The organism is Alteromonas aestuariivivens, from assembly GCF_003367475.1.
GTDB classification, from domain to species: domain Bacteria; phylum Pseudomonadota; class Gammaproteobacteria; order Enterobacterales; family Alteromonadaceae; genus Alteromonas; species Alteromonas aestuariivivens.
Genome location: NZ_QRHA01000002.1, coordinates 301,898 through 320,865, shown reverse-complemented (window position 1 = coordinate 320,865; position 18,968 = coordinate 301,898). Strand labels below are relative to the sequence as shown.

General features: G+C 48.9%; 17 protein-coding genes. 7 read left to right on the top strand and 10 right to left on the bottom strand.

Features of this window, described 5'->3' with window-relative positions:
* Positions 1 to 61 precede the first annotated feature (61 nt).
* The 4 genes from trhA to DXV75_RS04205 all read left to right on the top strand — a co-directional run bounded on the left by trhA (position 62) and on the right by DXV75_RS04205 (position 4,863).
* Positions 62 to 697 (top strand): PAQR family membrane homeostasis protein TrhA, encoded by a 636-nt coding sequence (trhA, locus tag DXV75_RS04220; protein ID WP_115592130.1) that lies wholly within the window; start codon positions 62 to 64, stop codon positions 695 to 697.
* Positions 698 to 714: 17 nt separating this feature from the next.
* Positions 715 to 1,218 carry a hypothetical protein gene (locus DXV75_RS04215; RefSeq protein WP_245953104.1) on the top strand — a complete coding sequence of 168 codons (504 nt, stop codon included), beginning with the start codon at positions 715 to 717 and terminating at the stop codon, positions 1,216 to 1,218.
* A 207-nt stretch (positions 1,219 to 1,425) separates the two neighbouring features.
* Entirely contained in the window at positions 1,426 to 3,624 is a 2,199-nt protein-coding gene (locus DXV75_RS04210; RefSeq protein ID WP_147291792.1) for a right-handed parallel beta-helix repeat-containing protein, read from the top strand.
* A 120-nt stretch (positions 3,625 to 3,744) separates the two neighbouring features.
* Positions 3,745 to 4,863, top strand: a complete 1,119-nt coding sequence (locus DXV75_RS04205) for a glycosyltransferase family 4 protein (RefSeq protein ID WP_115592128.1) — start codon at positions 3,745 to 3,747, stop codon at positions 4,861 to 4,863.
* Here DXV75_RS04205 and DXV75_RS04200 read toward each other — a convergent pair.
* Both DXV75_RS04200 and DXV75_RS04195 read right to left on the bottom strand, forming a co-directional pair.
* Positions 4,847 to 6,055 carry a glycosyltransferase gene (locus DXV75_RS04200; RefSeq protein ID WP_115592127.1) on the bottom strand — a complete coding sequence of 403 codons (1,209 nt, stop codon included), beginning with the start codon at positions 6,053 to 6,055 and terminating at the stop codon, positions 4,847 to 4,849. The two genes, DXV75_RS04205 and DXV75_RS04200, sit on opposite strands and share 17 nt — an antisense overlap.
* 39 nt (positions 6,056 to 6,094) lie before the next feature.
* Entirely contained in the window at positions 6,095 to 6,790 is a 696-nt protein-coding gene (locus DXV75_RS04195; RefSeq protein WP_181898350.1) for a sulfotransferase family protein, read from the bottom strand.
* Between DXV75_RS04195 and DXV75_RS17100 the strand changes: the two genes are divergently transcribed.
* Together DXV75_RS17100 and DXV75_RS04190 are read left to right on the top strand one after the other, a co-directional pair.
* The gene (locus tag DXV75_RS17100; protein WP_181898349.1) at positions 6,791 to 7,012 is read left to right on the top strand and encodes a hypothetical protein; all 222 of its coding nucleotides are present in this window, start codon (positions 6,791 to 6,793) and stop codon (positions 7,010 to 7,012) included.
* Positions 7,013 to 7,115: 103 nt separating this feature from the next.
* A complete protein-coding gene (locus DXV75_RS04190) occupies positions 7,116 to 8,579 on the top strand; it encodes an oligosaccharide flippase family protein (RefSeq protein ID WP_115592126.1) in 1,464 nt (487 codons plus the stop codon).
* 22 nt (positions 8,580 to 8,601) lie between these two features.
* Here DXV75_RS04190 and DXV75_RS04185 read toward each other — a convergent pair whose 3' ends face one another.
* The 6 genes from DXV75_RS04185 to DXV75_RS04160 all read right to left on the bottom strand — a co-directional run bounded on the left by DXV75_RS04185 (position 8,602) and on the right by DXV75_RS04160 (position 14,995).
* Entirely contained in the window at positions 8,602 to 9,555 is a 954-nt protein-coding gene (locus DXV75_RS04185; protein ID WP_115592125.1) for a sulfotransferase domain-containing protein, read from the bottom strand.
* Complete coding sequence (locus tag DXV75_RS04180) at positions 9,552 to 10,523, bottom strand: sulfotransferase (protein ID WP_115592124.1); 972 nt, start codon at positions 10,521 to 10,523, stop codon at positions 9,552 to 9,554. The genes DXV75_RS04185 and DXV75_RS04180 overlap by 4 nt, the downstream gene beginning before the upstream one ends.
* A complete protein-coding gene (locus DXV75_RS04175) occupies positions 10,523 to 11,482 on the bottom strand; it encodes a glycosyltransferase (RefSeq protein ID WP_115592123.1) in 960 nt (319 codons plus the stop codon). Before DXV75_RS04175 ends, DXV75_RS04180 begins: the two co-directional genes overlap by 1 nt.
* A 47-nt stretch (positions 11,483 to 11,529) precedes the next feature.
* The gene (locus DXV75_RS04170) at positions 11,530 to 12,483 is read right to left on the bottom strand and encodes a glycosyltransferase family protein (RefSeq protein WP_147291791.1); all 954 of its coding nucleotides are present in this window, start codon (positions 12,481 to 12,483) and stop codon (positions 11,530 to 11,532) included.
* 118 nt (positions 12,484 to 12,601) lie between these two features.
* Positions 12,602 to 13,438, bottom strand: a complete 837-nt coding sequence (locus tag DXV75_RS04165; RefSeq protein ID WP_115592121.1) for a glycosyltransferase family 2 protein — start codon at positions 13,436 to 13,438, stop codon at positions 12,602 to 12,604.
* A 210-nt stretch (positions 13,439 to 13,648) separates the two neighbouring features.
* Positions 13,649 to 14,995: an O-antigen ligase family protein gene (locus tag DXV75_RS04160; protein WP_115592120.1), complete on the bottom strand. Its 1,347-nt coding sequence runs from the start codon at positions 14,993 to 14,995 to the stop codon at positions 13,649 to 13,651.
* A 613-nt stretch (positions 14,996 to 15,608) separates the two neighbouring features.
* Here DXV75_RS04160 and DXV75_RS04155 point away from each other — a divergent pair.
* Positions 15,609 to 16,022, top strand: coding sequence for a 3-phosphoshikimate 1-carboxyvinyltransferase (locus tag DXV75_RS04155; protein WP_115592119.1), 414 nt, complete (start codon positions 15,609 to 15,611; stop codon positions 16,020 to 16,022).
* Here the strand turns inward: DXV75_RS04155 and DXV75_RS04150 are convergent.
* Both DXV75_RS04150 and DXV75_RS04145 read right to left on the bottom strand, forming a co-directional pair.
* Entirely contained in the window at positions 15,935 to 16,744 is an 810-nt protein-coding gene (locus DXV75_RS04150) for a tyrosine-protein phosphatase (protein ID WP_220272503.1), read from the bottom strand. The genes DXV75_RS04155 and DXV75_RS04150 overlap by 88 nt on opposite strands.
* Positions 16,745 to 16,750: 6 nt before the next feature.
* Positions 16,751 to 18,955 carry a GumC family protein gene (locus DXV75_RS04145; protein WP_115592118.1) on the bottom strand — a complete coding sequence of 735 codons (2,205 nt, stop codon included), beginning with the start codon at positions 18,953 to 18,955 and terminating at the stop codon, positions 16,751 to 16,753.
* Positions 18,956 to 18,968: the final 13 nt, after the last annotated feature.

Here is an 18,968-nt window from a genome sequence, read left to right as displayed (position 1 = left end):
TTGGTGTACAAGTGTAAGCTGAAGCCATACAATTTGAGCCTGTAAGTATATCGGAGGACCTATGACTTCCATTCCCGTTCGGGCATATTCAGGCACAGAAGAATGCCTTAACAGCGTTACCCACGGCCTGGGCTGTATCGCCGCCATTGCCGGCCTGGTATTTATGTTACTGCGGGCTGAAGACGTGCTCGCCATCACCGCTGCGGCAGTTTACGGTTCGACCCTGATCCTGATGTTTCTCAGTTCAACCCTGTATCACGCCATCCATCACAACCGCGCCAAAGGGGTTCTTAAACTGTTTGACCACAGTGCCATTTATCTGCTTATTGCCGGTACTTATACACCATTGCTGCTGGTCAGCATTGGAGGCTGGCTCGGGATCACCATGACTGCGGTGATTTGGGCACTGGCACTGGGCGGAGTCATTTTCAAACTGGTTGCCCGGCATGAATTCCCCAAAGTTTCCGTAGCCACCTACCTGCTGATGGGCTGGATTGCCCTGGGGCTTATTTATCCCCTGTATCTGGCACTGCCCGGTACCGGCTTATGGCTGATTGTGGCTGGCGGTGTGTGTTTCAGTATTGGGGTGTTTTTCTACGTATCGAAAAAGGTAAAATACACTCATGCCATCTGGCACCTGTTTGTAATCGGCGGGTGCTGTTGTCACTATTTTTCGATTTACTATTACGTGGTTTAAAACCCAGAGAGCATGTTTTGTCAGACCATTCCAACGCCCCCAACCATCCGTCAGTGCCGGCCATGAACTGGATCTCACTTGGCGGCGGGCGCATTTGTCTGGGCCCCCCGCCCTTTGATGTTGACGTTTCCTGGTTCTCCCAAAACGGAATCAGCCACATTGCTACCGTGCTGGGCGAACACGAACAGGCCTCTGAAATTCGTCAGCTGGCAGCGCAGGCAAACGCAGAATGGTTGTGGGTTTCGTATGCACACACGGGCAGTGCCAGCGAAGGTGAATTAATGCACCTGCAGCAATACGTGGTTGAACTGCGCCAGTCGCTGGCGGAAGGTGCGGCTATTTACCTGCATTGCGACAACACCCGGTTACGCAGCCAGTTGCTGTTCTACGCGCTTTGTCATTACTGTGGTGTTCCCTCGGCAAGTGCGTATTGCCTGCTTCACAGTATTGCCGCCCGACCAGCCAACAGTGTTCCCCGCAAAGAACTGGCCTGGGCAGCCGCACTCGGGCAAAGTATTTAAGGCCCCTTGATCTCAACGGTAACCGTTAACCGTATCACAGACATCGATTTCTTGAACTAAACTTGTTCAGGAACCCGTTCTTAACCACCACACTCGTCATTGGCATTCAACAGGCAACCCTGTAGAGCCGGATCTGCATTCGGCGCTGCGTTCACCGGGATTGCATTGGTACCAAGTCGTTTAACCTTTTCAGGGCTCAGATAACTTGTGACAAGGATCCCGGGCACGGCCGCCCAGCGCAGTTCAGCATCGGTTACAGATTTCAGCAGAGGCGTTTTCCGCCACCTGTTCTCATTGTGCTGGCGCTACTTCTGGCCGCTTGCCACCTGTATATGCCTGCTTTTAATGCCACTGGCCAAAGCCTGGTGCGACCAAGCCACTGACACCAGAAGCCCAAAACCAGCTCTGGTTACGTCGCTTTACGATGGGCACAGGGCGTACGTTCAACCGGGTGACCAGATACTGGCTGAAGCAAGGAAAAAGGTAACGGTTTCAGTTTCCGATATGCACTCGCTGATTAGCAACACCCTGCAGCGCCCCTACTATAAAACACGGCCGCAAAAGCTTCCTCCTGCGCTCTATGAATTTGCCGCACGCCTGCTGATTTCCATGCTCGAAAGTCAACCTCTCGCGACCGCGCTTGAGCAGAAATTCAGCGATGATCCAGCACATGCCATGAAATATCTGCGCAGCGCCTACAGCCTGTTTCCGATTGAACGCTACGATGTCATGCATAATGCGGCACTTGCAAAAAAGCTGCTGCCAAAGCGGATGGAAAATCTGGCGGCCAGCATGTACCTGGATCCTTCACGTGCATTTCCTTCACCTGCAACCTCTGAATCGGATGCTTTTATTCAGCCACTCATCGAATCTGCCAGCGTTACAATTTTCAACCAACCCGCAAGCGCGATTGCACAGATACAGTTTAAAGCCGATGGTGCGCAACACTGGCAGGACGGACATGACCTGTTTTACGAGCCGTCACGGGGAGTGCATACAGGCTCCATTGTATTTCTCACCGCAGGTACTATATACAAGCTACGGGTAACTTTGTTACTTGATGGCAAAATCTACCAACAGAAAACCTACCCATTCACAACCTGGCCCGACAAACCACCCATCGACCCTAACAAGGTCTACTACCTGAAGGATATCTATAAGGGCGGCATGCTCGATTTGGATGCACTTGGAATTGAAGGCAAACCCGGAGCCTGGGCCAGGGTGGTGGGTGATGATCAAACCCCCATAGTGGCTGGCAATGAATTTGAGTACGGCCTGCACATTGGCAACAGGAATTATATTTACCTGGAAAATATAACCATCCTGCGAGGAGGCCGGAGGCACGGTATCCGCAGCTACCGGGCCCACCATATCTGGCTGAATGGCTGTGACATCGCAAAGTGGGGCCGGACCGCCACTGTGATGAAGGAAGGCAGGTCTTACGAGTTCAAAAATGCTGCTCCCATTGATTACGATGCAGGTCTCTATTTCAGGGAATCCGGCGCCGTTGTGGTTGAAAACTGCCATGTGCACAGCCCGGTTCCCAAAGCCAATCACTGGGGCTACGGCCACCCCAAAGGCGCAACGGCATTTTTTGCCCATGCCAATCATCCGGACCCGAAATTCAAAGGTCAGATTGTATTGCGTAACAATGTGTTTGAAGGTTCCGCCAAACACCGCTTCAATGATGTGATTGAAGGGCGTTCAAACGGGCGTTTTCTGGGGGGCTTCATTCGGGATTCTGCAATCTACAACAACGTGCTTCGCTACAGTAATGACGACGGGATAGAAATTGATGGTGGCCAAAGTAATGTTTTGGTCTATAACAATGATATTTCCTACGTGTACTCCGGCATCAGTGTGGCGCCCAACCGGTTGGGCCCAAGTTATGTTTTTAACAATTACATACATAATCTGGGCGACGAAACCGGCAGACAATGGAGTGCAATTAAGGCCGGTGGGCTGGCAGCGGGGCCCATCGGGCAGGTTAACCTGTTTGGGAACCTTATTACAGTTGCGCGCAATGGCATATCAGCTTCGGCGTTCAACGGAGACCGCACTTTTTGGCTTAATGCAATGAACAACATCATCATCACAAAAAAATCGAACACCCTTGTTGGCTACGGTATTTATGACCACGTAAAATATTCCGAATCAAAATTTATCAACAACTACATTTTTAATCTAAAATTAAACAAAGCTAAAAATGACGCCAGCATTACCACTGAATTTCATGATCCAAACTTGGTCAACATGGATTTCTCAGAAAAGATATATCAATCAGTAAACTCTGTTTCTCTGCCCACACCAATATCGCTAAGAATTAAAAACTTCACACATACAGAAAAAGATGGAGAAAAAATAACATTCGGGATTATTTCTGCTATACACAATCACTCAAACTGACAGAAAACCGTAAAGACAGAGTCAATAACGCATTATTTGGATTCAAATTTTAAGGTCGTTTTCACAGGGCGTTGTAGTTCAATCGAAGTTTGGTCATCAACTTTCAAACAGGAATTGCAAGTGTCAGATATCTGCATTATTGGAACCCGGGGGATCCCAACTTTTGTCGGCGGAATTGAGACCATTTGCCGCGAGTTGTACCCCCGCATAAAGAAAATGTCGCCTAAATGGACCGTCACCATATTGTCCCGACTGCCCGTGGACCAAAGCAGCCGTTACACCTACGAAGGGGTTGATGTCAGAGTTATCCGTTCGGTGAAGGCCTCCGGCCTGGAAACCTTTGTACATACCTTTATCGCCTTGCTGTACGCCCGCCTCGTACTGCACCCAAAAGTGGTTCACCTGCATGGCATCGGTCCCGGCTTTTTTAGCTGGCTATCCCGCGGCTTGTTATTTAAAACCATTGTTACTCACCATTCGCAGGACTATCTGCGGCCGAAATGGAGTTGGTCGGCACGCACCATCCTCAAAGTCGGTGAGCTGTTCACGTGCATTTTTGCCAACAAAATCATTTGTGTCAGTGCTGCGGTAAAACAGGACCTGGACAAGCGCTACCCCTTTCTTACCGACAAGAGGATAGTGATCAGAAATGCAGGTTCACTGGAATTCGACAATATTGATCCCAATCCCCGGGTGCTGAGTGAACTCAAATTGCGCAGCAAAGGGTACATTCTTGCTGTTGGCAGACTGGAAGAAACCAAAGCCTTTCATGAGTTAATTGAGGCTTTCATCAACGCCCGGCCAAAAGACATGGATTTGGTGATTGTTGGCAGCAATTATGTGCAAACCGCGTACATCAAAGAGCTCAACAAATACAGCTCGGACCAAATCATTTTTGCCGGTTCAAGATTCGGCCAGGAACTCGCCGAACTATACGCTCATGCAGCATTGCTGGCCAACCCGTCTCACATGGAAGGTTTTTGCCTGGTTGTTGCGGAAGCCCTTTCGGCGAACATTCCCATAGTAGCTTCCGATATTCCTCCTCACAGGGAATTCCTGTTACCCGAGCAATGCTATTCGCCGCCCGGCGATGTACTGGCGCTGGAGAAAAAACTCTCGGTTGACGATTTTGAATGTTACCGCTGTGAAGATGCGGCACTGCTTCAGCAACTCAATACCTGGCAACTCAATGCCAGCAAACATCAACAGGTATTTAGCGAGTTTATTCACGCGGGTTAGCGGCGGCATCCAGAGTTGTCTGAATACAATCCCAATACTGCCCCGCAACGCGGGAAAGCTCAAAATCAAGACTTCGTTGCTGCGCCAGCCTTGAGTAACGCTGACGAACTCCAAGATTTTGCAGAAGATTTATACCACGGGTAAGTTCACGCCTGTCATCCATGGGAACCAAAAGGCCATAACGCCCTTCAGTCAGGCGGGTGGCTTTAAAACTGACATCTTCCTGCAGAATTTCGGCTGGCCCGGAAGGACAGTCTGACATCAGTATCGGGCGCCCCAAAACCATGGCTTCCAGCATTGCATTGGGGAACCCCTCATTTCTCGACGCACTGACAAAATATTCCGCGCGCCCTACCACTGCGAAGGGGTTGCTCGCATACCCCAACATGTGTATCCGGTGCTCCACCCCAAGCTGGCCGATGTAATCTTTCAACTCATTTTCCAGCTCCCCGGTTCCCAGGATCACCAGCGCTGCGGTTTCTTCCGAAGCCAAATAAGCGTCAATCAGGCAATGGAAGTTTTTACTTTTGGTCAAACGCCCCACACTGACGATAAACCTGTCTGGCAGATTCGTTTCACACGGCAACGCCGCCTGCTGTTTGATGAAATCAAAATTGTAGGGGTTGAAAATGGTTCTGGCTTTCGCTTGCGGAACATTGAAATTCGTCACCAAATCCCAGGTTACCCCAGTGGAAACACCCAGAACACAGGCTGCATGGTGGTAGAGTTTTCTGGGTAGCCATTTGGCTGCTTTCCGCTTGGTGCCTTCGAACTGGCTGTCCAGGTGACTGTCCAGATGCATACGTTCACAGATAATCGCTGGAAAACTTCCACACCATTTGCTTAAAAGTACATTACACACATTTGCCCGTACCAGAAAACTCACACAAATCTGGGGTTGAAGCCGCATAACCAGGTGGCGCAAATTCAGAATACTGCGAACCAGTCTTCGCTGACTGTTGAGCTCATGAACCTGAACATGCGCGGGCAGACTTCTGACTCTGGGCTCAGCATCCAGCAAAACTACGTGGATGTCGTAGCGCTCTGCGTAATGCGGTTCGCTGAGAATGTTTACCAGAGCCCGTTCGGCACCACCGTATCCAATTGAATTGATGATAAACAGCACCCGGGGCCGGGCGACGGAACTTGTCACAGCAGAAGAAACCGAAGTTAACGTTACGGAGGTATTCATGGAGGAATTCCTTGTCTGTAAAGTCAGTGGTAAACGGGTTTACACTGCGACCGTTTGCAGATTTCCATTGCAGGCAGCTCTGGACAACCGGTTTATGGCCTGCCGGTGAACCATACGCGCACTGGCAAGGGCCCCTTTCGGCAGGGTTAGGTGCTCATTGGTTGTCGTCCTGACCACCCTGCCTGCGTGGATATGTACGGAAGTATCCCCACTACGTCTCTGCCCTGTTCGACTGAATTGCCGATATTCTGATGACAATGCTGACGGCAGGCCGATAAAGCCGGAAAGCTCATGCAGCAATGCCTCTGTATCATCAACGATTCGGTCTGATTCGATAAAGAAAAATTCGTTCAGCTGACTTCCAATCTCAACCAGCTTGGTCACCCTTTCTGTGTAGTAGTGCACTGCCCATTCCACATTGGAGTACTTCGGATTGCCGTTTTTCCTGCCCATTGTGACAATGCTTCTGATGGTGGATTCCGGATCGCGCAACATGATCAGGTTTTTGCACCGGGACCCGTTTAGATACCTTACTCCGTCAAAATCAAAGGCGTTGTGCAATATTTTGTCAAACAGAAAGGCCTTTTTATCAAACGCAGCATCATCTTTTGACAACACCAGTTTTTGCTTTAGCAACCCGGAATATTTCGCGTAGGAAATGCTCAACTCGCTGTAACCGCTGATGTGGGGACTGGAACCGACAATGTGCGAAAGAACAGAAGAGCGACTGCGCATATGGCTAAGCAGAATTATTCTTTTTTGCGAAGAGAACCAGAGCGATGGTTTGGAAAGAAAATAAAAAAGGCTCTCAGTCATTACAAATATTTCCTTGAGGATAATTTAAAAATAATTACCAAATCCCAAGCAAATTTTAGCCCAATTCATACTAAAATAGTAAAAACCACTGAGACATTAAACTGGGCTTTAAATTTAACCAAAACAAGATTTGCAGTTTGAAAAAATAAAGTTTTGAATTCGAGATTCTTTACTGGAACCCTTAAGCGTGAGTTAATGCGAAAAACAGGGCGTGGTTAAACAAATCTAGCAGAACAGAGGGAAAATGTCACTCAGGGCAAAAACATTATCCGGCGCTTTTTTTAATCTTTTTTCGAACGGATTCACACAACTCATCAATTTCGCAGTCTATGCCATTATGGCCCAGCTTCTTGAAGTGGAAGAATTCGGCCTGGTCGCCATATGCATGCTTATAGTCGAGTTTTGCAGTGTCTTTGTGACCTCCGGGGTAAACCAAAATCTCATTCAGCGTAAAACCTGGGATCAGGGCTACGCAGCATTGGCCTACTGGTTGCTTTTGGGCATTTCCGGGGCCATCACTCTGATACTTCTGCTCGTTGGCTGCCCTCTGGTCTATTACTTTTATTCCCCCACTGCCTGCTATCTTCTTGCGGCGCTTGCCGTTATCCCGGTATGCAACGGATTTCGACTGGTACACAGGGCAAAAATGGAACGGGAGTTTCTCAACAAGCAACTGGCCCTGTTTGAATCTGCTGGCATTGTAGTTGGGGGCGCCATCTCGATATTTGCCGCGCTTCAGGGTGCCGGTGCCTGGGCGATTGTCTACGGTAAGGTCGCGCACACCCTGTTAAGTACCAGTTTGACAATCTATCGCTCGGATTTTCACGTTACCCGCGTTCATGATCTGGCAGATCTAAAAGAAATGATGAGCTTTATCAAACCTTTACTGGGCATGGCGATAATCAATTTCTTTTCCGCGCGCACCTCCAACATCGTTATTGCCGCCGCTCTGGGCCCCAGTATTTACGCGTATGCATCCATCGCCAAACAGGGGTTTTCTGTTATCAGCAACTTTACTTTGCAACCTCTGAACCGCATTGCACTGGCGGGATTGTCGAGAGTGTCGGAAGCCAACCTCGCCCAGAGCTATTTCCGGATTGTCAGTATGACCGCCCTATTCGTAACGCCGGTTATCTTTGGCATTGGGGCAATTTCATACCCGTTTGTGGACATATTTTTCGGTGAAAAATGGGCCTTCAGTGCCCACCTGATTTCCATACTGGCGTTAACTGTACCCAATTCTGTTCTGGGCTGGTATCTGACAAATTTACTCATTTCACAGGGGCACGCCCGCCCCGCATTTCGTCTCAATATCATTTCGCTGTGCGCCAACACGGCGCTGCCAATCCTGATGGTATTGCTTGGTTATGGGGTAACCGCAGTTTTTACATCAACCGTTCTGGCCACTTACATCACCATTCAAATTCGTTTCAAGCTGGTAAACCAACATCTGCCAATTACCTTCAGGGATTCTTTCCGACATACATGGCCGTATTCTTTTTCGGGTGCTGTCATGTTTGCCCTGGTTCTGGCAACGGAACGGCTTAACGGTCTGTCTCATGTGCTTAATGTTGAAAATAGGCTGCTGGAAATGGTCATGCTGATATTACTGGGTGCAATACTGTACACAGGCTTGCTGGCTTTGTTTTTCCGCCAGCGGGTCATCAATACCCTGAGTGAGTTCAAAGCCCTTAAACGCAAATCCTGATTACGTATACTACTGCGCGCAACTATCCCAACGGGGTCGCATACTTTCCTGGCTCCAACTGCCATTCCTGCGGTTCCCGGTACATTTTGAGGCTGGACAGAAAATACCCCTCCTTGAGCGAATCCAGTTGGCTCTGAGAAAGTTGCTGCTTCCACTTACCAGCAGTCTGACGGGAATTTCGCTGTGTCAGATAGCTGCTTTCCATACTCATACTCCCAAAACAATAGCGTTTTATGACTTCATGATAATTGGCCGGAGGGTTAACCCCAATGGTTTCAAACAACTGCATAAACTGTCGTTCAGGTTGAAAGGCAAGATCTTCATATCTGACAATGCAATGGGCCGGATACCTATCTAAATAGCTTTGCCCTCTGTACAGGCACTCTCCGTAAGCAAATCCAAATTTCCCCCATTTATCCAGATGCAGATTAAGATCATTGCTTGCCTGAGCATCTGATTTCTCGAGCCATCCTTTCTGACTGAAACTCAGGGCCACCGCTGCAGGATGTCGCATCAGTAAAATGACGAATGGCTGATAGTTTTCGCAAAAGAGGGGTATTGCACGGGGATTGACCTCTTTGATTAGCAAAGTGTCTGCAGCCGTTGAATAAAAGAAGGGCCAAAAATCCTTCTTGTTATCAACCACACCGTAATGGGTACTTGGAACTCCGCTAAAAGCCTGCTCTGCAAGCCGGCTATATACCCGCAGCGTGTATGGATCGGATTTGGGATCCACCAGCGCATGCACACCCCGATGCACTTTCAGGTAAGGCTGGGTCACGGGTTCCCGCAGATAGGCAAATTGTTCTGACGTCGCAAGTACCTTCCCTACCCAGGAAGAACCACTTCGGGGATAGGACATCAGCAGCACACTATTGGGCACAAATCGCCGGCGACTCAACTGACTGGCCAGATTCAGGCCCCGAAGCAGAACACCATCCCACTTTCTCTGCAGTGTCTCCGACCAGCTGGTCATCCGCAAACCTCCCGCCTGGTATCAAAACTGGCCCAGGGAGTTTCTCCCGGCAAAATCAAGTCGGGATAAACCTGCTGCAGTCCAAATTCATACAGAATGGTTTTGGACATTACCATTTGCATTTCGGAAACCTGAGAACGCCAGTAAACCAAAGGATGCTGATTATTCAGTATTGCACTGGCACCAAAGGAAACCCTTGAAGCCCTGGTAATCAGTTCATTATCTACCTGACTGTCAGGCATGCCCAGCTGTTCTCTCAGGCGCGATATCTGTTGGTGTGGATTCAAGTACACGTCTTCGTAAAAAATCACTGGCACACGCTCAAAATCCAGCTGTTGAAACAACACAAAATGAATCACACACCAATTGAATACCTGAGTCAGAAAGTAGTCGTGCTTTTTGTGTACGTGTTCAGCCAACGCTTCGAAAGGTCTCAGATAGTCTTCCACCAGCTTTTCATCAGCGAAAAACTCCAGCGTAGACGACTGCCAGTGCCAGTGGCGGGTTTTATTCTTTGATGCGGCGACAGCCAGCGGGTTACGAACCAACAGCACCGGTTTCACGAAGTCAAACTGGCGACACGCCCAGCTTGCCATCAGGTTGGCGAAGATGTCTTTTACCAGCAATCCGTCGTACAAAAGCCGATGATTGTCTTTGTCTATCCACGAGGAGCTGATTTTGCCTTCGAATGTCTGCTGACAAAAGTGGCGCAGTTCGGGGTAAGACGCGCACGGCCGGACATACATATTGGCGGAAAATTGAGCAGCCTCCCGCACTTCCCAGGGATGGAATGGTTCAAACATCTCCCTCAAGCGCTGGTCACTGTTGAGCAGACTCGCAATCCAGGTTGTGCCACTGCGGCCATCCCCCAAAAGCCAGTAAACGTTGCGATATCGCTGATTGAGGAGACACAGTTTATTCGAACAAATTTGCCTGATCCTTTTCAACAATGGCACTTTCTTTGGCATCACGCTCTCACTCTTTGCTTTTTGAAGATACTGAGTAAGCGAACCCTAATCATCCGAATGGAACTTAAACTCTGTCTGAAAAAACTGAGTTCCGGGTGCACCATGGCATACACCAACAGATAGAGATTGCTGCTCAGGAAATCGATAACTCCATAGGAAGTCAGATTGGTGCGATACACGATGTCCAGACGCTGCTTCAGGCTTTGACTGTTCGGCTTGAAGAACACCTGGGAAAGCAGCGCCTGAATACCTTTACTGCGTTGCGAGCCCGAAAACTGAGACGTTATGCTGCCCTCATGAATGCGATAGCCCAGCAACGGTTGCGCCAACTTTACGCCTCTGTATTGTCGTAACAGCCTGCACCATAATTCAAAGTCTTCGGCATTTTTGTACTCGGGGTCGTAAAACAACCGGGTCCGGCCGATAACCCCCACATTAAACATCACTGTTGGGTGGCAAATCGGGCAGCCGAATACCAAATCCTCCGGGAAAATTGGCGTATCCCGGCGCAATTTCTCCCGCTGCAACAACTTTCCCTCCACGTCAATCCGATCAACTGCAGTACAGCATATTGCGCACTTGGGGTGTTGCTCCAAATAGGCCAGTTGTCGCTCCAATCTCGTGGGATAAGCGATGTCATCCGCATCCATTCTTGCGATATAGTGGCTGCGACTGAGTCTCACCCCCTCATTCAATGTGGCAATCAGACCTCGGTTTTCACGGCTGAAAACACGCATTCGGGGATCGGAGATGTCTTTTATCTGATCAATTGAGTCATCAGTGGAGCCGTCGTTCAACACCAGAAGTTCAATGTCTGACAGCGACTGCAGCAAAATGCTTTCCACTGCTTCGCGAAGATGGTCCCTGCAGTTGTATACGGGCAGGATCACCGAAACTCTCGGCGGCTTTACCAGTGATGATGCAGGTTCGTGCTGCTGTTTTGAGTCCCGTGCTCGCATGGATATGCCTCAAGTGGGGAAAAATTACTGGGAAAGTACAGCAGTGATTATTTGGTTAGCAGCGGTGCCCAACTGTCACGGATTTTGGACTCTCCGTAATGCTGCAACGCCTGTTCAAGCACTTCTTCTCTGGGTACAGGTTTTAAACTGACCAGTGAATTTTTTAGTTCATTTTGATTTACTCTGTGTACGAATTGATGCTCTTTCGCCTTCATACGAATAAACTGACTGTCGAAGCCCACAACATTGGCACCATAACTAATTGCAAAATAAAAAGTACCCGACGAAATCATGGTTCCGTCCTTGTGAGGTAAAAGGACAAACTCATGCTCCTGAACCAGTTGCTCAAGCACGCTATCCTCGACATACTCATTCAGCCACTCTACCGATAGTCTGCGCTGCACAATGATCTGTTTCAGCGTTGCCGTATAGGCCCCGTCCTGGCATAACCCTGCAATAGTCAGCGGAAGATCCCGGGGCCAGCTTTTTAACAGCCCGGATACCCCTTTGTAGGGTTTAATAGAACCAAAATACAGAAAACGATGCAAGGATGCACCACCAGCCGCGGCTCGCTGTGCGCGGATCCTGTCGATGGCCTCGAGCAGCGCCCGGTCTGACACATAAAGAGGATGCTTGACCACCTCCGACTCGAATCCATTCGCAGGCTCCAGGGTTACGACTTTGTGAGCGGCCCTGTTCAGCATGGCGGTGGAGAGGCGATGTACCCAGGAAGATTTACCCAAACCGTGCGGTTTATAGTTGTGCCGTACCCAATAGACCCGCTTGCTCAGCAACGGAAACAGCAGCACAGACAGGACAAAGTAGCCCAGGAACAAACCTCGCTCAAACCAAGAGAAATTTTGCCGGAATAACTGATCCTCATACCAGTTCAGTATCACCGCATTGCTGCTCCTGTGGCCCAAATTACGCGGCAATAGAATGTGCTTTAGCGGCTGCACTTCACAACCGAGTTGCTGAAATACCTGCATGGTATTGAGCACAAACCTATTTCTGTGCTCAAAAGGATAAAAGAAAGCTGTTTTTACGGTAGCCACATTGTGATCCCTCAAACTTAACTCCTTTTCTGTCAACGTTCTGCACCAGCGCACATTTTTATAGCTAACGGGAACCAAGGCGGTCGATGAAAAACCGTGCCGTATGAAATAAACCCACGGTTTCCAACGACTTACGCACCCAACTTAGCCTGTTTTTTTTGTACTTCAGATTTATCAAAATTTGTTCACAAATCCGTTTTCGATAGAAGTAATCTCCCAGGAACGCCTTATGTTTAATGGCCGACTTGAATCTTGATTCAATTTGACTGACAGACATACTCCTGAGCTTTGCACCGATGCCGTCCAGGTTTTGAAACCGATAGAGAAACAGGGGCCTGGAAATATTCACAAAGCAACAGCCGGCACAATAAATACGCACATACATGTCCCAGTCCTGCCCATTTAACAGCGCTTCGTCAAACATCAGCCCTTGCAGACAAACCCGTGTTGCACTGAATCCGCTCATCCCACAGTAAGGATTTCCCCTCTGCAGTGCTTCCCTGGTTACCCATTTTCCCGGATAAACGCAGCTGATATCCTCGTCACCCATACGCTTGTAGCCGGTAACCACCGCGTCCGCACCTTGTTCGTACTGACGCTCAACCTGCATGAGATATTCAGGTAACCAGGCGTCATCATCGTCCAAAAAGGTCACCACATCTCCACTGGTGTGTTCAATCCCATAATTACGCGCCCTGTTGGCCCCGCCAGACTGAGGCAGTTTTGCATATCGCACCCGGGTAGCATCAAGCTCAGCCAATACTTGCTCGTATGAACGTACAGACGCATCATCTACAATCAGAATTTCATCCGCAGGCCTTGTTTGGCTTAGCACACTGGCCACCGATTCGCGCAAGTAATCCGGGCGATTACAGGTTGTGATCACAACGCTTATTTTCATCGTTGGCTCCTGCCCTCTCTCAAGCTCTGTCTTCAAACCACAATTTAGCGGCCTCTTCGTTGAAAGCCGCTGGGTTGCACAAAGTGCAATACGAATACGTTTGCCTGTTCTGTCATCTGATTGCCCCGCAGGCCCCCGAAAATGTACTTTTTCATCCAAAGACCGTGTGCATAAAGTGCAGCCCGGTTCCTCAGACCGTAATTGATGCGATTAGACGTGCACGTTTCTACTCGACTGAGAGTTAGCCGGCTGCTGGAACTTGTGCCTGAGTATATAACGCTCCCACCCGGGCTCACGGGCACCGACTATGGTAGCGACCAAAATGGCGTAAAAAATTAACCCCTCGACGTTCCACAGCGGCATGGTGGACATATTCATCAACATGAATCCGAGCAGGGTATAAAACGTTGTTCGGGAAAGGTGCGTATCACTTACTCTGAAAGCCTGAACAATCATTGTCAGGTTTACCAGCAGGAAAGCTGAAAGCCCTACAATACCGTACTCGTAAATATAGGAAATAAATGTATTGTGCGCATACCTGTGAAACAATTCCTGCCAGGATTCCGGCCCGAATCCGAATAGCCAGTTCAGCCAGCTGCCGTGAGCATAATAGTTGTACAGATAAATGCTCCAAATGTAGACGCGCTGGGACAATATGTCCTGCTCCTTTTCGGTGTAGTACACCGGAGCCTTAACCAGACTGTCGACATTGCTCACCAGCACCCAGATATCAGAAAATCGTTCCCGCATAAGAAAGGAAACTGCAACCAACGCGACAGCCAACCCTGCGGATACCAGAATCATCACTGGCAGTTTGTGGCGTTTTTCGATGCGATGCTCGACCTGATTGAACACAAAGATAAAAACGATCGGCAACACCGCGAGCAATGAAGTTCGGTAGTTTGCCAGCAATAGCAGAATCAGCCCCAAAAAGAAAAGTGGGGCCCGGTATCGCATTGCTCCGGGCCGTATAACCCCAACAATGTACATGAAAGCAACCAGAATAATTGAGAAGGTAGACTCGTGGTTGTACCCCCCAATATAGCTTACAGATCCATCCGATTCATTGTCTTTATAATGCCCCAGCAATACAGACAGAATCTGCAGCCAAATGGGCAAATGGAACGCAACCAGCAGTTTTTTCATACTGTGGTCCAGCCCCTGAGAACGGATGGACAATATCAAACAGTTTGCGATTACCAGAAAATAACACCACTTTACCAACACACTGATGGTGCCTACCCAATGCGCGGTCAGCATGCCACTGATCGCAATGGCAACATACACAAAATAGAAAGCTGCCATTTTCCGCAGCAGCAAAACTTTTGGAGGAAGCATCATCAATCCAACAGACGCCACCATTATCGAACACAGTGCACTCACCGAAAATCCCGCAAAAAGTGACGGGACTGTGTACTGGGGAAACGCTGCCAACATCAGTCTCAGCCAGACGGCAATAATCGCAAATGCAAGGTATCTGTTGCAGTCATTGCAGATTGCCCGGTAAACCAGGAAACCCGAGAGCAATGCAAAAGGCACTTTGACCAGTTCAAACATTGGCGTTGACTTTCCGCAGGCCCAATCTCACAGCCCCATCAACCATGGTTGGCATCTGCAAACCCGTTGTTTTCCCTGTTATTGCGCTGTATTCAAGCAATTTATTCTGCAATAAAACGGTCACCCTTCCCTCCCTATGTAAGGCAATACAACAGTAAAATACTTGAGATAATTGTGAAGTTGCGAAAACGGCGTAATCGGACGGTTTACCTTAATGGCCGCGCGATTAACTGGTGTAGCGAAACAGAAGCATGGTGGCTTCTGACGTTAGCGAACGATATAGGGCTTCCCACACTTGCGTTATTACCGAGGTAAATTGAATCTGCAGGAAAAACGTCAGATTTGTTACCAAAAAATAGTCCAATAATGAGATTAAATACAGCCACAGCGCTGTTTTTTCGTGTTGTGCACTTTCTCACAGAACACGCTGACGAAAAGCCCTCCGGAATTTATTACGTGCTACGTATTTTACGCCAGCCGCACCCTCCCTAAACAGCCCTCCTGCTTAAATAATGTGCTGCACACGGTTTACCGCAACGCCACAATTGCGTAAATTGAACCCTGACAAGAAACAATGCCTTTGGCACTTAAGCAGTAAAACAAGGAAGTCTTAATGAAGCGCAAGCTGCATTCCCCCATTCGCCAGCATCCAAACATCCACAACTTATTGTCCCGCATGAATACCGACATCGCAGACTCCTTTGACGACAATCAGCTATTTGAACTGAATAAGGCGCTTGCCGGCCGACGCTGGGGTAAACACCGGGTGGATTGCCGCTTCACCCTTAATTTTTGGCGCAAAAAGTACTATCTGGTGATATTGGCAGGTCGCGACGTAAGGGCGCTGTCCCGAACCGAAAGCGAACTGGCACGATTATCAATGGCATTGTTCACTACGCTGTTTTTAACCGGTTGTGCATTGCTTGGGCTACTGGTGCTCTACTTGGTCAAATCTGCTTTGGGAATTGATCTGTTTGAGAATTTTTCCCTTGGCATCTGGGGCTGGTTCCGGACTAATTTCGGATAAACCAGTTGACCTGTAATGATCTCTCTGGGTGTTGTTAAACATAACCTTTGTGCCCTGGATTCTCCGTGGTGCCCGGAAATGAATTCATAAGCCAGGCGCATGTCATTCGGACGTCTTTGAATATCATGAGTATCGGAAGCGACAACATCGATTTTGTCTTTTTCGAGCATATCAAAAGCGAGTGTTTCTGCAGCAGGCCCAAATCGGCCAGTCAGGGCGCCCGCAGTAACCTGCAATAAGCACCCCATGCCCCGCAAGCGCGATACAAGCTCAGGGTTACGCTGAATTTCACGATTTCGTTCCGGATGCGCCACCAACGGCCGGACACCGTTATGTTTTAGCCAGCGCACCAAATGTTCCATGCCCACGGGAAAGTGGCTGTGAGGCATTTCCAGTAATAATAGGCGGTAACCCCGATAATGTCCCAGAAAGGGGATTTCCCCTTGCCGGATCCAGGCCGGCAACAACTCATTCACCCTGACTTCTGCAGCATAGGATAGTGTCAGAGGAAAATCGCGCGCTGATAGCTGTTGCTGCAGCAGTTCAAAGCTGGCGACAATCGATTGTGTGGTATTATCATAGTGCCCCTGATGGATGTGGGGCGTGCAAACCATATGGGTTACACCTGCATCAACGGCCTGCTGCGCCATCAACAGCGACATTGAAATGCTTCTGGCCCCATCGTCAATACCGGGCAATATGTGGCTGTGCAGATCTATCATGCCGACTCATTCATTTTTGGCCGCTCCATATCCATATTGATCATAAAAGCCGGCATATCGTTCACCGGCATCAGCCTTACTGAGATCGACCTGGTTCAGAACCACACCATCGATTCTGTGACCGATTTGCAAAAAACGCCCTAGCCCTTTGAGTACCACCTTCTCACTGGTGCTGTCCGCCTTTACTACATACACCACCGAGTCACAGGCTTTGGACACAATCACCGAATCACTGACCGCCTGGGTCGGTACGGTGTCCACCACTACATATTTGTATTTCTCCTTCAGGGACTGCACTATTTCGGTCAGATGGTTCCCCGCTAACAACTCCTGGGGGTTGGACACCATGCTGCCGGCAGGAATGATATCGATATCTGACTGCTCATCGTGGACCATGCACTCATCCAGAGTATGGGTCTTCATAATCAGGTTAGTGAGTCCTGGCTGATAGTTTGGAATGTCAAACTGCGTACCTACGGAGGGACGCCGTAAATCGGCATCAATAAGCACGGTTTTATCAAGCTTTCCCAATGCAAAGGCAAGGTTAATCGATACGGTAGTCTTTCCTTCCTGAGGCACACTGGAAGTTACCATAATCGACTTGGTGTTTTTCTCAATGTTCAACAGTGACAGACCGGTGCGCAACGTTCTGATGGCTTCACCAAACTGATAGTTGCGGCGATCAAAAAATGCCCGTAACGGCAACCCGGATTTTCTGAAGTCTGCAAGCAACGGAATCAGCCCCAGCATTCTCTGGCCGAGTTTCTTTTCAACATCATCCACAGAGCGAATGGCACTGTTAAAAGCCTCCACGCCAATGGCCACAATCACGCCAGTTACCAGGCTAAATACAAAGGCAAAACCAATCATCATATTGGTATTGGGTTCGGAAGGCTGAGATGGCGCTACTGCAGAATCCAATACCCGGGCATTTGTTGAGTCAAACCCGCCCAGCTGGCTGGTTTCTTTCAGTCGGGTAAAAAAGGCGTCGTACAACTGCTGGTTTATATCCACCTCCCGCTGCAATACCTGCCGGGTACTCTCAAGATTGGAAAGTTTCCGGTATTTCGCCTTGGCCACTGTCAAATCGGCCTGAAGTTCGGACACGCGCTGCCTGGATACCTCATACTGGGTTGTGATACTGGCCACCAAATCCGAAATCTGTTTTTCGAGAATTTCCCGCACTGCAGTCAGTTCTGCGGTGGCGGCAATCATGTTGGGATGTTTGGGACCATAAATTTCCTTCAGCTCAGATACCCGGCTCAAGGCTTCAGATTCCTGCCGCCGGACATCTCGAATGGTATCGTGATTAAGCACTTCAGGCAGCCTGGCAATTGCATCCAGATCGGCTTTATTGTTTACCGCCTGCTCATAAATGGCACGGTTTTGCTTCAAACGAGCCTGGGCATCGAGTAATTCAGACGTTAGACGCTCCAGCTCGTCCGACGCCAGACCGACCACGCCATTAAGATTAACCAGTTCATTGTTCTCATCAAACTGTGCCAGATTGGCTTCTGCGACCTCAAGTTTCGTACGTAATTCATCCAGGCTGCCGGTAAGAAAAACCGTTGCCTTAGAGGTCATGTCTACCCTGGCCCGCAGGTAACTTTCAACAAATACTTCACTCAGGGTATTGGCAATGTCTGCGGACAATTCCGGCGACACTGTAGTGACTCTCACTTCAATTATCTGAGTGTTATCAAGAAGGGTAACATTGACGATCGACATCAGCTTGGTAACCGCCGCTCGGAATCTCTTCTCATCGCGCTTTTCTTCTGACAAATCGGCAACATCTTCGGAAAACAGTGACGACAGTGCACTCGATACCCCGGCCATCATTCCCGGCGCTTTTTGCGGTAAAAACTCAAGATTATTCGATAAATCCAGACGCTGAACCGTACGCTCCGCAATGTTTCTTGAACGCAATATTTCAAACTGGGTTTGCATGTAGTCCTTGCGACTGGTGTCGTTGCCATATACTTCTTCAATGGACATTGGCTTCGCAGGCTTGGTTTCTATCAGCAATACCGCTTTCGCGGTATAAAGCGGTGTCATTCTGGACACGAAAAACGACACAATCAGAGTAAACAGCAATGCAAACAGAAAAATTTTAAACGCTGAACGCCGCACTATTTTCCAATAGTGAGCAAGGTCGAGGGTTTCATCGTCTAATACTCCCGGAACAACCCCATCCTTAATATTAATTGACATCGCATGTCCTTAA

Excerpts from the sequence above, each read along its gene's own strand:
- trhA (WP_115592130.1), top strand. The coding sequence starts at position 62 with ATGACTTCCATTCCCGTTCGGGCATATTCAGGCACAGAAGAATGCCTT.
- DXV75_RS04200 (WP_115592127.1), bottom strand. The coding sequence starts at position 6,055 with ATGAATACCTCCGTAACGTTAACTTCGGTTTCTTCTGCTGTGACAAGT.
- DXV75_RS04195 (WP_181898350.1), bottom strand. The coding sequence starts at position 6,790 with ATGCGCAGTCGCTCTTCTGTTCTTTCGCACATTGTCGGTTCCAGTCCC.
- DXV75_RS17100 (WP_181898349.1), top strand. The coding sequence starts at position 6,791 with ATGGCTAAGCAGAATTATTCTTTTTTGCGAAGAGAACCAGAGCGATGG.
- DXV75_RS04190 (WP_115592126.1), top strand. The coding sequence starts at position 7,116 with ATGTCACTCAGGGCAAAAACATTATCCGGCGCTTTTTTTAATCTTTTT.
- DXV75_RS04185 (WP_115592125.1), bottom strand. The coding sequence starts at position 9,555 with ATGACCAGCTGGTCGGAGACACTGCAGAGAAAGTGGGATGGTGTTCTG.
- DXV75_RS04180 (WP_115592124.1), bottom strand. The coding sequence starts at position 10,523 with ATGCCAAAGAAAGTGCCATTGTTGAAAAGGATCAGGCAAATTTGTTCG.
- DXV75_RS04175 (WP_115592123.1), bottom strand. The coding sequence starts at position 11,482 with ATGCGAGCACGGGACTCAAAACAGCAGCACGAACCTGCATCATCACTG.
- DXV75_RS04165 (WP_115592121.1), bottom strand. The coding sequence starts at position 13,438 with ATGAAAATAAGCGTTGTGATCACAACCTGTAATCGCCCGGATTACTTG.
- DXV75_RS04160 (WP_115592120.1), bottom strand. The coding sequence starts at position 14,995 with ATGTTTGAACTGGTCAAAGTGCCTTTTGCATTGCTCTCGGGTTTCCTG.
- DXV75_RS04155 (WP_115592119.1), top strand. The coding sequence starts at position 15,609 with ATGAAGCGCAAGCTGCATTCCCCCATTCGCCAGCATCCAAACATCCAC.
- DXV75_RS04150 (WP_220272503.1), bottom strand. The coding sequence starts at position 16,744 with ATGATAGATCTGCACAGCCACATATTGCCCGGTATTGACGATGGGGCC.
- DXV75_RS04145 (WP_115592118.1), bottom strand. The coding sequence starts at position 18,955 with ATGTCAATTAATATTAAGGATGGGGTTGTTCCGGGAGTATTAGACGAT.